The sequence below is a fragment of the Bradyrhizobium sp. MI1.4 genome, assembly GCF_055811315.1.
The window spans coordinates 25,668-41,600 of record NZ_JBVVPP010000043.1 but is presented as its reverse complement, the minus strand read 5'-3'; the positions used below and the strand labels follow the sequence as shown (position 1 = coordinate 41,600).

General features: G+C 64.8%; 7 protein-coding genes and 1 pseudogene. 3 read left to right on the top strand and 5 right to left on the bottom strand.

Features of this window, described 5'->3' with window-relative positions; all coding sequences use genetic code 11:
• Nucleotides 1-47 precede the first annotated feature (47 nt).
• The 3 genes from AC0L23_RS30650 to AC0L23_RS30640 form a co-directional block, all read right to left on the bottom strand.
• The gene (locus AC0L23_RS30650; RefSeq protein WP_473357697.1) at nucleotides 48-2,282 is read right to left on the bottom strand and encodes a cadherin-like domain-containing protein; all 2,235 of its coding nucleotides are present in this window, start codon (nucleotides 2,280-2,282) and stop codon (nucleotides 48-50) included.
• A 16-nt stretch (nucleotides 2,283-2,298) separates the two neighbouring features.
• A complete protein-coding gene (locus AC0L23_RS30645) occupies nucleotides 2,299-4,014 on the bottom strand; it encodes a type I secretion system permease/ATPase (RefSeq protein WP_473357696.1) in 1,716 nt (571 codons plus the stop codon).
• Nucleotides 4,015-4,105: 91 nt separating this feature from the next.
• Nucleotides 4,106-11,260 carry a peroxidase family protein gene (locus AC0L23_RS30640; RefSeq protein ID WP_473357695.1) on the bottom strand — a complete coding sequence of 2,385 codons (7,155 nt, stop codon included), beginning with the start codon at nucleotides 11,258-11,260 and terminating at the stop codon, nucleotides 4,106-4,108.
• 742 nt (nucleotides 11,261-12,002) lie between these two features.
• On the opposite strand from AC0L23_RS30640, the gene AC0L23_RS30635 reads away from it, so the two are divergent.
• From AC0L23_RS30635 to AC0L23_RS30625, 3 genes are all read left to right on the top strand, one after another.
• Entirely contained in the window at nucleotides 12,003-13,604 is a 1,602-nt protein-coding gene (locus AC0L23_RS30635) for a sensor histidine kinase (protein WP_473357694.1), read from the top strand.
• 83 nt (nucleotides 13,605-13,687) lie between these two features.
• On the top strand, nucleotides 13,688-14,347 hold the full coding sequence (locus tag AC0L23_RS30630) for a response regulator (protein WP_473357693.1): 660 nt from the start codon (nucleotides 13,688-13,690) through the stop codon (nucleotides 14,345-14,347).
• A gap of 207 nt (nucleotides 14,348-14,554) precedes the next feature.
• Nucleotides 14,555-14,977 (top strand): hypothetical protein, encoded by a 423-nt coding sequence (locus AC0L23_RS30625; RefSeq protein ID WP_473357692.1) that lies wholly within the window; start codon nucleotides 14,555-14,557, stop codon nucleotides 14,975-14,977.
• A 6-nt stretch (nucleotides 14,978-14,983) separates the two neighbouring features.
• Here the strand turns inward: AC0L23_RS30625 and AC0L23_RS30620 are convergent, their stop codons facing one another.
• Together AC0L23_RS30620 and AC0L23_RS30615 are read right to left on the bottom strand one after the other, a co-directional pair.
• Nucleotides 14,984-15,547: an MOSC domain-containing protein gene (locus AC0L23_RS30620; RefSeq protein ID WP_473357690.1), complete on the bottom strand. Its 564-nt coding sequence runs from the start codon at nucleotides 15,545-15,547 to the stop codon at nucleotides 14,984-14,986.
• A pseudogene (locus tag AC0L23_RS30615) lies at nucleotides 15,547-15,900 on the bottom strand (PHP domain-containing protein); the annotation flags it as partial. The gene AC0L23_RS30620 and the pseudogene AC0L23_RS30615, both read right to left, overlap by 1 nt.
• Nucleotides 15,901-15,933 lie beyond the last annotated feature (33 nt).

The window sequence follows — 15,933 nt, the reverse complement described above, 5'->3', positions numbered from 1 at the left end:
GTTGGATCTCCGTTTGCTAGAGCCGGCACACGTCCGCCGATTCACGTTCAATGGTGCGCGTTCGTCTGCTGGGGGGCAGTAAAAATAAAATTGGTCTCGTTTAGGTCGAGGTTGCCATCCAACACGATCTCGAAATCGTGCTCCGCGTCGTCGTCGAGATGGCCGGAGACGACCGTGATCTCCTGGTCCGAAACGATTTCATGGAGGTAGGTGACGGCGCCGACCTCGTCGAAGGTGGCCTGGTCGGCCCCGGCGAAGAACAGCCTCTTGCCCGAGAAGTCGTCGAGTTCCTGTCCGACTCTGGACAGGTCGAGCTTGTCGCCGACGCTGAAGTCGACGATGTGGTCGCGTGGTCCGCCGTCGTTCTTCAAAGAAGCCAAATCCTGGAAGACGAAGGTGTCGTTGCCGTCGCCGCCCTCCATGATGTTCACGTGGGCGTCGGCAACCAGGCGGTCGCGGCCATGGCCGCCCTGGACGTTCTCGATCTCGAAGATCTGCGCGCTCTGCCCGTCGCAGATTTCGACGATACCGTCGGGTAGGTCGACGTTCTCGTCGAACACGATCTGCGACAGATCCAGCGTGTCCGCGCCGTCTCCCCCGTGAATGACGTCGTGACCCGCCTCGACGCCGAGGACGATCACGTCGTCCCCGCAGCCGGCGTCGATGCAGTCGTTGCCCGCGCCGCCCGCCAGCACGTCGTTGCCGGCGCCGCCGTCGAGGTGGTCGTCACCATCACCGCCCTTCAGGGTGTCGTCGCCTGCGCCGCCCGAGAGCACGTCGTCGCCGGTCCCGCCGTCCAGGTCATCGTCGCTCGCACCGCCCTCGATGTGGTCGTTGCCGGCGTCTCCGCGGAGGATGTCATTGCCGGCGCCGCCCTCGATGCGGTCGTTTCCTTCGCCGCCGTGGATCGTGTCGTCTCCGGGCCCCCCTGCGATGCAATCGTTGCCGGCCCCGCCCAGCAGCACGTCGCTGCCGGCGCCGCCGTCGATGTGGTCGTTGCCTTCGCCGCCCTCGATCCTGTCGTTCCCCTCGTCGCCCTGGAGGGTGTCGTTGCCGGGACCGCCCAGGAGCGTGTCGTTGCCCTGCCCTCCAGAGGCAAAGTCGTCGCCTTCCCCGCCCAGGATCAGGTCATTCCCGTCCTCGCCGTAGAGGACGTCGTCGCCGGCGTCGCCGAACAGCGTGTCGTTGCCCGCACCCCCGAAGATGACGTCGTTGCCCGGGCCTCCGAAAAGGGTGTCGTCGCCGTCGCCGCCCACCAGACGGTCGTTGCCCTCACCGCCGTAGATTGTATCGGCGCTTTCGCGACCGTAGACGATGTCGTCGCCGGCGCCGGCATCGATCACGTCGACGAGAGGCGTTCCGATCAGGAAATCGTCGCCCTCGGTACCGTGGATCTCCTCGTCGGGCGCGGCGTGCAGGTCCGCGTGCGCCGTCTGCACGATCGAGACGGTGCCGTCGGAGATGCGGTAGCTGAACTGGACCGGGCCGATATCGTCGTGTTCCGGCGTGTAGAGCCAACGGTCCGCCCCCAACGCCTGCAGCGATCCGTGATCGACCTGCAGGGCCTGCACCGAAAGCCGGTCGCCGTCCGGATCGCTGGCACCGTTCAGCAATTGACCGAGCGAGATGATGAAGGCTTCGTTGACGAGGCCACTGCCGAGATCGACCGCCCCGGCGCTCACCGGGGCGTGGTTGACCCGCTTCGTCGGATCGGGGGGCGGGTCCTTGCTCGTCGGTGGCGGCTTTTTTGGCTGGTCAACATGGGGCTTGGTGTGGTCGTCGGAAGACCCTCCGCCACCTCCACCACCCCCGCCTCCGCCGGCGGTTGGTGCGCCCTCTGCAGCCCGCGGCAGCGGATGCACGGGAGCCGGCGCGTTCTGGTTCGCCGGGACCACCGACAGCCGCGGCCCTTCGGTCCTGTCGAACCTGAGCCTGTCCAAATCGACTGCCGGTTCGAACGCTTCGTTCATCGACACCGCGTGCAGCCCGAAGGCGCGGACGAGTTCGGACGATCCCGCGCTCCGCTCCACGGCGATGGACGGCGCGGGCGACGTATCCGCTTCCGGCTGCGTCGCCGCGTCCTGAGATTCCGGCTTCTGCTGATGGGGCGCCTCCTCCTTGCCGTCGCCGAACACCTGTTTCAGCAGAAGTCCCCACGATGCGATCAGGATGGCGGGCACGATGGAACTGACGCGCGACCGCTCTTCGATGAGCGCGAAGCGGCGCGCCGGCGCGTCGAGCGCGCTACGGTCCGGAATTCCCAACGACAGCCGATCGTCCATGGCCATCTCCCGCTGATCAGGCCGTCGCCGCGGCGGGGAACGGGATCGGCGCCGCCGGCGCGCCGACCACCTTGTCCTTCGGTCCGAACGCGACCAGCTTGCCGCCCTGGACCACGCCGACGTAGTCCACCGCCGCCAGCGCCTTCGGGCGGTGCGCGATCACGATGACGATCCCGCCGCGCGCCTTGACGCCTTCGATGGCCTCCCCGAGCGCCGCCTCGCCCGGCGCGTCGAGGTTCGAGTTCGGCTCGTCGAGCACGACGAGGAAGGGATCGCCGTAGAGCGCCCGCGCCAACCCGATACGCTGCCGCTGGCCGGCCGACAGCGCCGTGCCCGAGGGCCCGAGCTCGGTCTGGTAGCCGTCCGGCAAACGCGTGACCATCTCGTGGATTCCGGCGGCTTTCGACGCGGCCATGATCTTGCGGGCGTCGGGCTCCGTCTCGAATCGCGAGATGTTCTCGGCGATGCTGCCGTCCAGCAGCGAGACGTCCTGCGGCAGGTAGCCGATGTGCTCGCCGAGCGCGTCGGCGCGCCACTGGTCGAGGTCCGCCTCGTCCAGCCGGACCTTGCCCCTGAGCAGCGGCCAAACGCCGACGAGACCCTTTGCAAGAGAGGTCTTGCCGCCACCGCTGGGGCCGATCAGGCCGAGCGCCTCGCCCGCCTTGAGCTCGAAACCAACGTCGCCGACGAGCACGGTGCCGCTGCCTGGCGCGACCACGGTGATGCCTTCGACCTTCAGGGTCGCGCAGGGCTTGGGAAGCGGTAGGATGTGGCTACCGTCCTCCGCCGCAGCGAGCGTCTGCTTCAGGCGATTGAAGCTGCGCCGCGCCGCAGCGATCACCTTCCAGTTCCCGATGGCCGAATCGATCGGGGCCAGCGCCCGCGCCGAAGCCACCGAGCAGGCGATGATCGCGCCCGCCGAAAGCTCGCCCTTGATGGTGAGGTAGGCGCCCAGTCCCAGCAGCGCCGACTGCAGCATCATGCGCATCACCTTCGCCATCCCGCCGAAGCTGCCGCTGATGTCGCTGGTCCGGGTCTGCAGCGCCAGATGACGAGCATTGGCGGTTTCGAACCGGGCTACGGCGCGGCCGCCGAACCCCATAGCGCGCAAAATGTCGGCGTTGCGCGCGTGCGAATCCGCCAGCGTGGAGCGCTGCACCGCCGCCTGGTGTGTCTCCTTGCCGGCACGCCGCGTCAGCAATTCGGTCGCCACCGCGAGCGACATCAGAACCACTGCGCCGGCCAGAGTGACAAGTCCGAGCACGGGGTGGAGCAGGTAGACGAAGCCGAGGAACAGCGGCATCCACGGCAGGTCGAAAAAGGCGATCGGGGCTTGGCTGCCGAGGAAGCCGCGCACGACGTCGACGTCGCGGCCCCGCTCCAGAGCCTCGGAGGTCGAGTAGCCGTATCGGGCCATCTCGATCACAACGTAATGCGCCAAGGGCGCCAGTTTGCCGTCGAGACGGGCCCCGAGGCGGACCAGGATCTGCGAGCGCAGGATGTCGAACATGCCCTGGAACAGATAAAGCCCGATGGCGAGCGCTGAGAGCGCCGCCAAGGTCGGGATGCTGTGGCTGGTCAGCGCCCGGTCGTAGATCTGGAGCATGTAGAACGAGCCGGTCAGCGCCAGCAGGTTGATGATTCCGGACACTCCCAACAGGACGAAGCCGATGCCGCGGTAGCTGCCGATGGGATTCTCCGTCGAACTCTTTCGCTTCGGGTTCTTGCTCATCGTGTCCTGCCCTGCCCTTTTTTCTGCCCTTGGCCTCGGTTACGTCGTCGACCCGGGCGGCGGTTCGCCCGGGTCGTCATGGTCGGTTGCGCTAGTGCACGCCGTTGAAATCGGCGGTCGTCAGCGCATGGTTGCCGGCACCGATATCGATCTTGAAGTCGGCCACGGTGTCGCCGTTGGTGTTGCCGGAGACGAAAGTGTGCTCGGCGCCGTCCTTGATCTCCTGCGTGACGATGACCTGTCCGGCCGAGGTGAAGACGTTGCCGGCGAACAGCACGAACGACTGGTTGCCGGCCGCCCCCGTATTGGCGTCGATGGCCGATAGGTCGATCTTGTCGCCCGGCTGGAAGCCCTTGATGGTGTCGCCGTTGGCATCGGCCGCGGAGCCGAACACGTAGGTGTCGTTGCCTGCACCGCCGTCCATGACGTTCGCCACCGAACTCGCCACGATGGTGTCGTTGCCGGAGCCGCCGATGAAGTCCTCGAACCCGAAGATCTGGTCGGTCCCGCTCTGGGCACTCGCGACGCTACCGTGCTGACCGATGCCGTTGCCGAGATCGGCCGTGATGTTGGCCGAGATCGCCGAGTAGTCCAGCGTGTCTTCCTCGGTGTCGCCGAAGTAGGTGTCGTTGCCGTCGGCGACGGTCGCTATGATCCGGTCGTTGCCGGCCCCTCCGTAGACGGTATCGTTGCCGGCGCCGCCTTCCAGGGCATCGTCGCCCGCGTCGCCGAACAGGCGGTCATCACCGCCGTCGCCGGTGATCAGGTCGCGTCCGGCGCCGCCGAAGAGGTCGTCGTTGCCGTCGTTGCCGAACACCACGTCGTCGCCTGCGCCGGCCTTCACCAGGTCGTCTCCGGCGCCGGCCTTCAGCGTGTCGGCACCGTCGTTGCCGAGGATCACGTCGTCGCCGTCGAGACCACTGAGGACGTCGTCGCCGGTCGTCCCGACCATCACGTCGGCGGCTGCGGTTCCGATCTGGCCTTCAGCCATGCCCGGGTTGACCGCCGGAGGTTGCGGCGTATCCGGGTCGCCCTGCCCGTCCTGCTGATGGTCGCCCGACGAACAATGCTGATCGTCGCCGCCGGAGTTGCCGTCCTGGCCGTCGCCGCCGGAGCCACCTTGGCCGCCGCCTTGGTCGCCCGGAGGCTGAGCGGTCTGGGTGTCGACCACGTCCTGCGGCCGCAGCGTCCCGACCACCTGATCGTCACCTCCCCCGCCGTGGAACACGATGCGGTGGTCCGACGTCAGTCCGGAGATGTCGACCGTGTCGGCGGCCGCGCCGCCGTTCACCGTGATCGTGCTGTAATTCAAACTGGTGCCGGTGAAATTGCCGACAACCTGGACGGTGTCGCCACCGATGGTGCCGGTGCCGCCCGGGGGGACGCCGCCTGGCGACGTGACGGTCGCCGCATTGATGACAATCTCCTCGATGTTGTCGAGTTCGGCGATCACCACGCCGTTGCGGGCGACGACGATCTCCGTGTTCGCATTCAGGCCGGTGAAGCCGAAATGCGCTGCGCTGCTGGCCGTCCCTGACCCGGCACCGTCCCAGTCGTCGGTGTTGGAATAGATACTGAAGGTCTCGGCACCGGCTACTCCGTTCAGCACGTAGGTATCCGGCGTGGTGTCGCGGCCGTTGATGTCGAGCGCCGTCGTGCCGCCATCGACGAAATCATGCCCGCCGGTCGATCCGGTCTGGGTCACGGTGTCTGCGCCGGAGCCGCCGTTGATATAGTCGTCGCCAGCGCCGCCGTTCATGGTGTCGTTGCCGTCGAGGCCGAAGATGGCCTGCGATCCGGTCGTGCCCGCCGCTCCGTTGAGGTTGGCGTTGTTGGCGTTGGTACCCGTGACGACGCCGTAGTTCACGCCGTTGAACCGGAGTTGCTCGGTGCCGCTGACGGTATCGGTGCCCTCCGCCCCGGTGTTGTCCGTCACGGTGATGGCCGCGGTCGTGGCCGCAAGGGTGAAGTTGGCGACCGGACCGGCGTAGACGGCCGTATCGGTCTGGGCACCGCCGTTGATGGTGTCATTGCCTGCCCCGCCGTTGATGGTGTCATTGCCGCCATTGCCGTTGAGGATGTCGTCGCCGGCGTTGCCGTTCAGCGTGTCGGCGCCGCCGAAGCCGAAGATGGTGTTGGAACCGTTGGCAATGTCGTTGCCGGCGGTGCCGTTGAAGGTCGCCTGGATCGGCGAGGACCAGTTCGCGCCGACGGGGCCGGTCGGATTCGAGATCACGGTTTCCGGGTGTCCTCCCGCATCCGTGAAGGTCGCGACGACGCGGAGTTGCAGGCCGGCCTGCGCGTCGAGCCCGTTGAAACCGAGGATCGAAACGTCCTGCGGGGTAAAGGCTGCGTTGGTGGCGCCCGCAATGTCGTTCCATGCCGTGCCGTTCGGCGAAGACTGCCATTGATAGTGCAGAGCCGCCGGATTGAAGCCGTTCCCGTCCTGGATGCTGCTGATGTCGAGCGTCAGCTGCTGTCCTTCGGTCGGGGTCGAGTCAGAGATGACCGGCGCACCGGTGGCGGGAATGTTGACCAGTTGGTCGACGTCGACAGTGCCGTCGGCGAACTGCAGCTTGTGAATTCCGATCAACAGATCGGTGCCGTCGCTCGGCGCCCGGGCTGAGCCGTCCGGATTGAGCCCACCATGGTCGGTGATCTTGTAGGCGACCACGGCGCCTTCGTGGGCGCTGGCGTAGTTGATAGCGGCGATGGAGTAGTCGAGCCGGTTACCGCTGAGGATGACGGTGTCCGAGGTACCGTCCGCCCCGCTATCTTTGCCCAGAACGAGGTCCTTGTTGCGCTCGCTCATCAACAGGTCGGTGTAGTGCTTGGCGAACAGTTCCGTGTGGATGCCGGCGCCGCTGTTGGCCAAGAGCCCGCCAGTGAGGGTCCCCGTCACGCTGTGAGTGGCATTGCCGTTTGCATCAAAGCCGTCCGTATAGCCGCCGTAGGTGCCGATCAACGTGTCGAGGCGGATGTGCCCGCCGATAATGACGTCGTTGCCGCCGCTACCGACGAGGCCGTCGGTGTTCGCTAACGTTGTGCCGAAGGTATCGTTGCCGCCGCCGCCGATCAGCCAGTTGTCGCCGTCGTCGCCGATGATCCTGTCGGCGAATTTCGATCCCACCACGCCCTCGAGGTCAGCCCAGAGCTGGCTGAACGGATTGTAGGGCGCGGCCCCGCCGGCCGCTACCAGGTTCTGGTTGCGCAGGTCCGCGGCCGCGTCGAGCACGATGTTGGTGTCGGAGAACACCGACATGTCGAAGCCGACGTCGCCGAGCAGCTCGTCGCTGTCGCCGTTGAGTGCATTCTGGCCGATGCCGCCGAACAAGAGGTCGTCGCCACCTTCGCCCTTGAGTACGTCCGCACCCGAACCACCGCTCAGCATGTCGTCGCCGAGGCCGCCGCGCAGTTCGTCCGGCCCGTCGCCGCCGAACATGATGTCGTTGCCGCTATCGCCGAATGCCAGGTCGGTGTCGCCGCCCGCGTCGATGTAGTCGTCGCCCGACCCGCCGTAGATCTCGTCGATGCCGGCTTCGCCGTAGAGCTTGTCGTTGCCGCCGCCGCCGATCACGACGTCGAGCGCGCCGGCGCTGGTGCCGGCATAGATGATGTCGTCGCCCTCGCCGCCGTCGAGGAAGTCCTCGATGTCGCCGCCGTAAAGCACGTCCTGACCGTCGCCGCCATAGAGATGGTCGGCGCCGGCCTTGCCGTCCAGAACGTCGTTGCCCTTGTCGCCGTAGACCGTGTCGTCGCCGTTGCCGGCGTCGATCCAGTCGTCGTAGTCGGTGCCCGCGAGCGTCTCGTGGGAGTTGTAGCCGGAGGCCGGCGTGCCGTCGGGATTCTCGCCCAAGTCGGGCCGGAAGTCGGCGATGTAGGCCTGGTTGACGAAGCCGAGATCCGTGTTGCTCTTGTGCAGGACCGTGCCATTGCCGGCGGTTCCGCCGCCGACCCCGGAGTAGATGCCCATGTGGATGCCGTTGGCATCGTTCGCCGCCAGAACATCGCCATAGGCGTGGGCGGTCTTGTAGTCCTGCATGATGAGGTTGTGGCCGGGATCGTACTGCAGATCGCCCTGGTTGGCGATCACATGGTTGCCCGCGACGTCCAAGATGTCCTGCCCGCGCACGGCGGTCAGCGCGGTCCCGGGCATCACCTTCCGCGCCAGTTCGAGCGTGCTGTCCGAATAGCCCATGACGTCGCCGTTGAGGTGCATGACGCCGGTGGTGCGCTCGATGATGTCCTTGAACTGCTCGGTCACGATCGCGTGGCCGAGGTCGGTGTCGATGTTGAGGGAGTCCTGCAGGCGGTAGATGTAGTAGAACCTGTCGCCGTCCATCAGCCGTTCCATCTGGTCTTCGAAGATGGCGTTGAAGGTGGTGCCGAGTTGACCGGTGAAGACGTGGAGTTCAGCCAGGCCGCCGATCCAGAAGTCGATGTTGTTGAACGCGCCCTCGCCGGCCGCCAGTTCTGCGTTCGGACCGGTGTAGTTGTTGTTGAGGAATCCGATCGCATCGTCGATGGTGTATCCGTGCGCTCCCGACCCGGAAACGATCACGCCGCTCTCGATGTCGATGAGTTCTTGCGCCTTGGTCAAGTCGCCGTCGAAGGCGTAGGCAGCGATGAAATCGACCAGCGATTCCGGGTGCTGCATCTGGGAGCCGTATTCGGCCCAGCTAGTGTACGGGTTGAGGGCGTCGACGATCAGGTTGGAGTGGTGAGGCGTGTTCGGATCGGCGGCGCGCTCCGCGACCAGCGCGTCGTGCAGCTGCTTGCGCACCTCGTTGAGCGTCGGCATGCCGACGTCGCGGCCGCGCGCGATGTTGATGGCGCCGAGGTCTAGCGCTTGGCCCAGTAGGGTCTGCTGCATCGCTGGCGTGACGAACTCGTCAACCTCGTTGGAGACCTGCTGGGACATGCCGCGCAGGATGTTGGAGGCGCCAACGGCGGCGAACTGCTCCGGATTGAGGAACGCGCCTTCCAGCGCGAACTTGGTGACCATTCCGCTGGGATCGATGGAGTCGATGGTCTCGCGCAGCTGGGAGTGGCCGAACCTGAAGGCCGCCTGCGAATATTCCAGCGAGATGTCCGCGTTGATGTCGCTATCGTAGGTGACGAACTCGGGAAGGTCAGGGGTCACCAGACGCGCGTACTGGTCGATCGCGGTGTGCTGGTATTCCATTTCATTGATCAGCTTCACGGTCTCGAACATCTTGTCCGGGTCCCAGGAGACCTTATCGATCGAGGCGACCGCGACTGCACTCTGGTCGGTCAGGGTATAGTTACCCGCCTGATCGTGGAAGAATCCGCCATGGCCGTCGTCGACGCCCAGCTGATAACCGTGGCGCGCCGTGGCGTCCGGCGAGGTCAGGATCATGTTCTCCAGGTTGACGAGCTGCACGTTGTGGTTTTCGTGGAACACATGGTGCAGCGCAGTCAGGCCGAAGTTCTCGTTGGCACGTCCGTCGCCGGCGATGTAGTGGTCGCCAACCGAGGCCATCATGATCTCGCCGACCGCGCCGTAGAAGCCCTGATCCGTAACGGTGATGCTGAAACTAGAGAAGTTGACCCAAGGCGCCAGCGCGAAGGCTCCGTGGAGCACGGTGCCTGCCGGTAGCGTGCTTCCCGGCCCCATGTTGAGGGAGGAGCCCAGGCTAAGCTGCAGCGCGTTGAGTCCAGTCTGCGGGTCGATGGCGAAACCCAGCACGTCGCCGGAGCGGCCGACGTCCGCCATATGAGAGTTCATGTAGGCGATCGCCGTCGTGACCTTGGCGGCTTCGTTGGTATCCCAGACCGTGGCGGCGTTCCCGTCGTTCGGCTGGAGGCGCGCTGTATCGAACCGCGGGTTCATGTCCAGCAGCAGCGCCTCGCCGGTGTAGACGAAGCCGCCTACCGCAGCGCCGTTGGTGTCCACCACTTGGCCATGGTCGTCGCGGGCCCGCAGATTGTTTATGTCATCCCACGTCAAGTCGGCGCGGCCGGTCTCCCGGATGTGCTCGCGCATCTCGTTGAGGGTGGGGACTGTGCGGGTGGTGGTGCCGACGCCTAGTCCGGTGGGACTCGCGTCGTCGAAGACTTGGCTGTTATACGCTTGGGTGCGGTGGCCATCGAGCAGTTCGGCCCCCGGACGGTACACGCCCGTATTGGGATCCTGTACCCATTCGCGCAGCAGGTTGGTCGTCTGGGTGTTCGAGCCGTAGCTCTGCGACTGGTCGATGTAGGGCGACGTATGGTTGGTGTAGCTTGTGGTCGTCGGCTTGACCATGGCACCATGCACGTCATCGGCGGTGCCGTAGACGCCGTCGGCGCCTGGTGCCTTGACATCGTCGGACGTGCCCCAGAGGCCGTCGGGGCCGGCGATTGAGACGGGTCGACCGTGCTGGTCTGTCACCGTGTAGCCGTCCGGAGTGGCCCGGGAGATAGTGATCGTGGTGTTGCCCGGGTCCTGCCCGCTGGGCGCGCGATAGAGCGGGTCGTCCGGCGCCAGCGGAATCACGATCTTGGAGCCCTGGCCGCCCTTGTCGATGAAGTCCAGGCCGTGATCGAAGAACTGGCCGAACAGGGTGAAGATGCCACTCGTGGACGGATCGCCGGGCAGCGTGTTGACGTTGCGAACGATCGTCTCGGTCTGAGTGGAAGTGGTTCCGTCCCTTGCCGTGACGACCTCCGTGATCGTGTCGGTTGCCACATCCATGCGAGTCAGCGCGCTGTCCGCCACGCCAGTGGCATGGTCCCCGTAGGACGAACTGATCGTCTGGGTGATCATGCGGGGCGTGTAGTCCACGACCGTCTTGTTCAGATCGGAGTAGTTGGTGCTGTTGTCGGCGACAGGCACGAACGATGGGTGCGCGGCCCCGTACGTCGCGAGTGCGGGATTAGTTAGCGACTGCTCGACGTAATGGTTGTAGTCGGCGGCCGTAAGGCGGGGAAACGGGTCGTTGGTTGCTCCCCAGGTCCATGACGTGGCGCTCACCAAGTTGTTGAAGAAGCCTGTGGGAAGGCGGAACCCACTGGCCTCACGCGCGCCGACGTAGATCGAAAGCCCAGTTACCGCATCAGTTACGGCGAGCGGATCGAAGGTGCCGAACAAACCGAGATCGTGAGAGACGCCGGCTGTGTCCACGTAACCATAGATCGGCTGACCGTTCGCGTCGAAGCGCACGATCTTGATCGCATCGCGCATCTGGTCGAGCAGATAGTTAACGTCGCCCATGGTGATGACGAAAGGCTTCGAGGAGGGCATGTTCGGTCTCCCTTACGTTGCACGATGCTCCGACGCGGGCCTGTCGACTGTTGCTGCCCGATCGGCGGATTCTCTCGAGGCCATCATGACCGCCCGGGGCGACCCGGGTAGGTGCGGAAGTCGAGCGAATTTTGAGGCCGAACGGGGTAGTCGGCAGGCAGGAAAGTCCGATACGGCCATCCGACCAAAGTCCGACGCGATGAGGCCTTTGGGTCCGCCAGATCCGGGTTTTTTTAAGAGTCGCTATTCCGGCAACTTGCGCGGCGTTTTCCCTAGTGATGACATTCAGTCGCTGGGGAGGCGTGTGGGTGTGTGCTGCTGCAACAGCTGCGCACTGTCTTGCAGGAGGCGCTCAAGGAGTTAGAGCGGTGTCGGCCGGCTTTCCCCGATGTTGGAAACGTCGCCGAGGCGGGCGGAGGCGCTGCCGCTAGAGGATTGTGCGTTGCGGCCCGCGCGCAGGACATAGGAGGCATTAACCGATGCCTACAAATCCGGCGGCGATGGTTGAACGCGCCGCAACGGGACCAATGCCACCGCCTTCGGACTTTAGTCCGAGTTCAGCTGGGCCTTTCGGCAGACCGGCTCATCGGCGGTGGAAAGCACTCGACGAGTGACTTCCCAATAGCTGACGATGGATTCGCGTGCGATCTCCACCATGCACATACGGAAGTTGAAAGCCGATCGGATTGGGGCATATGATGCTGCCATTTGAGCATCAGTTCATCGATGGCATTGCTCGAGAATGATCGCCATGAATCCACCAAGTGAGGAAGCCTCTGGCGCCGGTGTAGATGATCGGCGCATTCGTCGCATCGAAGTTGCTTTCTTGAGAATCAACGAACGCGAGCCGGCCGCCGAAGACGCCCCATCGAGGGCAACCGGAAGAACCACCGGCATTCGCCGACCTCCATTGCGTAGTTGGTGGATGCGAAGGTCGCTCTTCGAGCAGTTCGCGATGTTGTCTTCGCTGGTGCTGTCGCTTTCCGTCGCAGCAGTCGGAGGATGGGTCGGCAATCGGATCGCAGAAGGCGTTCTGCGCGGAACGAGTGGCGCCGCCGCGCTTTACATGACGAATTTCGTCGAGCCCTACGTCCAGTCGATGGACGGCGGCGGCGCACTCGGTGCGGAAGACCTTCGCGGCCTCGACGCCGTCGCCGAACTGCTGAAATCCAGGCGGCACGTCGCCTCCGTCAAGATCTGGGCGCGGGACGGCGCCATCGTGTACAGCACGCAAAAGGCGCTGATCGGAAAGCGATTTCCGACGACCGACCTCACGCCTTCGCTGCAAGGAGAAATTCGAGCGGGGATGGCCGACCTCGAGGACGATGACAGCGAATTCGAACGCTCTCTGTCGATGCCACTTTATGAGATGTTCCTGCCTCTCTACAAAAACGAGACGGAAAACATCATCGCCGTCGCCGAGATCTACGAAGACGCCCGCGCGCTTCTCCGCGATCAGGCAAGCGCCGTCCGCGGCGCTTGGCTGGTGGTCGGATCCGCGGGTCTCGTCACCCTCTTGGCTCTGTTCATCGTCGTTCATCGAGCAAGCACGACCATCAAAAAGCAACGTTCGGCCATCAAGCAGCGATTCCGGGAGAAAGTGTTGCTGCATCGCAAGAACGATGTTCTCAAATCCGAAACGGAAGATGCTCTTCGCACTGCCGCCCGCATCGACGATCTTGTCCATACGCGGCTCGGAGCCGAACTCCACGACGGCCCCGCGCAGCTGATATCCTTCGCGCTACTGCGACTCGAAGCCCTGGAGCAGGAGCTGGACGGCCGGACATCCAGGGCGCGAGCGCTCCTGACGGAATTCCGGAGCGCCCTCCAGGACGCGCTCAAGGAGCTGCGCGCGATCGCCGCCGATCTGCTTCTTCCCGATCTCGGCGACAGCGGTGATCTCACCCGGATGCTCCGCAAAATCATACGAGCGCATGAAGGTCGCGCCGCCTGCATCGTCGATTTCGAGACCACCGAAGTGCCTGAGAAACTGCCTCGCGACGCGGTGCGCTGCCTCGTTCGGGTGACGCAGGAGGCGTTGAATAACGCCTTCAAGCATTCGGGGAGCGACCGCCAGACCGTAATGGTTAATTACTTCGCCGGGACGCTGCGGCTCTCGGTGAGCGACCGCGGATGCGGCTTTTCCGGCAGGACAGCCAAGTCTCCATCAGGTCTTGGATTGATCGGGATGGCATCCCGCGTGAGAGCATTGGGCGGGATGTTCTCCGTGATCTCCAATCTAGGCCATGGCACGGAGATCTTGTGCGAACTGCCCGTCCAAAGTTCCAGCGCAGGAACTGGCGATGAACACTCGAAAGATAGTCAACCGATCGAAAGTGATTGAAACTTTATCCTTACGATGCCTATTCTCTCAGCATTCTGGAATGCCACTTTTCCGCAGCGTGTTTTTTGATTGTGAGAGTACATATGGAAAATTCTAGTGAGCAGGCCACTATTGCCATCGTCGACGATCATCCGATCTATCGCCAAGGACTGGCCGCCGTTTTTCGGGCGGAGGCTCGCTTCAAGGTCGTAGCCGAAGGCGCCTCAACGGCAGACGCGCTGGACATCGCAAAAACGCATCGCCCGAGAATCCTCATTCTCGATCTCGGAATTCCCGGCGACAGCCTGGAGACTCTCAAGCAGCTGTGCGTCGAATTTCCCGGAACGCACTGCGTCATACTCACCGCCTGCGACGATCCGCAGACCGGCATCGCCGCTCTGAACGCGGGCGCTCACGGCTACATTCTGAAGGGGGTCAGTGCGAGCGAATTGAAGGCGGCGATCTGGGCGGTCTTCAAGAACGAATCCTCGTTCATCTCGCCGGAGTTCGCGGCGCGGCTGCTTTCGGCGGTTCAGCAGAAGGAGGCGACGTCGCTCGACGTCGGCCTCAGCCATCGCGAACTCCAGATCATCGCAGAGGTCGAGAGCGGCGCCACCAACAGGATGGTCGCGGACAAGCTCAAGATCAGCGAAAAGACCGTCAAGCACTACATGAGCAGCATCATGCAGAAGTGCGGCGCGACAAACCGCGTGTCCGCGGTCATGGCGTATCAAAGGATGCGCCAGTCCGGCCAACACGCCTGAAGGACGGCAGTGAGATCACGTTGTGAACCCGCGCAGCGACCCTGGTCGGACGGCTACTTTGCGAAGGTCGCAATGGCCCGTCCTCGTGCGCGGTAACCGTGGAGGGCGCCACCAGCGGTGAGGTTTCGGTCGATGGCCTCAGGCAAGTCGGCCGCGACGCCCTATCCCGCGCACCCACGATGTGGCGCTGACCGATCAGGAGGAGGCGTGAACTTCCAGGTGACGGTCCTCAAGATCCTGGTGAGCTATCCGGACGGCTTCGCCGTCATGGAGGACCTCAAACGCGACATGGCCATCCTGGCGACCAGTGGCCGCGATTGGGCGGACCGGACCAAGCGCCTCGCCGCGCGGGTGCCCGATCTCGACATCTTTTCCCATGGGCTGGTCGAACGCATCAGCAGCGGATGGCAGATCACTGCCAAGGGACGGGCGGTGCTCGAGTTCATGGAAGCCCGCCCCGCTGCGACCGAACCGATCCAGGCGCCTTTGGTCGAGGAGGCTCCGGCGCCGATAGTCGCTGCGACGCAGGTTCCTCCGCTGCGGCAGCCCCCTGACCGAGCCAAGCGGCGGCGCGAACGTCGCGAACGTCGGCGGGAGGCGTGCGAACGAGCGAGGGCGAACGCCTCCTGAAGTGTCCTACAGAGCCGGCAAGGCGCGGAATGGCGAGGACGGGAGCCCAACCCGCGCGCTATGGCCAGGCGCGACCGCTCCGCCGACCCTGACCACGCCCAGCACCCCGCATTTGAATGGAGGGCCCGTTTCCGTCGACGAGAGCACCTGCCGTTTCAAGCCGGCCTGGAAGCGGTCGATGAGGACACACGGCGTCCGGAGGCCGGTCAGTTCGATGATCGCAACGGGTCCGAGCTCGATCAGGGTCCCGAGCGGCATCCGCTCGAGGTCCAGTCCGGCAGTGGTGATATTCTCGCCCAGGTCCCCCGCTGCGACCTGGAAGCCGGCATCCGAGAGAGATGCAAAGAGCTCGGCCGGGATGAGGTGCACCTGGCGGAGGTTGGGTAGGCGCGGCTGCCGGCGGGCGAGATACCGGTGCTTGACGAACGCGCCGGCGTGGGCGTCGCCTTCGACGCCATGGCCTTCCACCAGCATGATCCCGTCCTGCGGCGGTTTGCTGAAGCGGTGACCGCGATCGGCGGCAACTGCGACCACGGTGCCCTCCAGCGAGAAGCCGTGCCCTTGCTGCATCAGGCCGCCCGGGCGAGCGAGCGCCGCTTCTGACGCAGGTAGCGCGTGAGCTCCGCGAGCGTCATCGCATTCAAGACCCGGTCGGCAGGGACACCGCCCTTGCGGGCCATCAGGACGCCCCAGTGCATGTGGTCGAGTTCGGGGATCGAGTGCGCATCCGGATTGATGCTCATCATGCAGCCGAACTCGAGCGCCGCCTGGTGCCAGCGCCAGTCCAGGTCGAGCCGCCATGCATGGGCATTGATCTCGACGACGACGTCATGCTTGGAGCAGGCGCGCAGCACCTTTTCGAGGTCGATTTCGTAGCCCGGCCGCCGCTGCAGCTGGCGCCCGGTCATATGGCTGATGGTGGTAAGCACCATCCAACGGGATCCTCGAAGGCCACG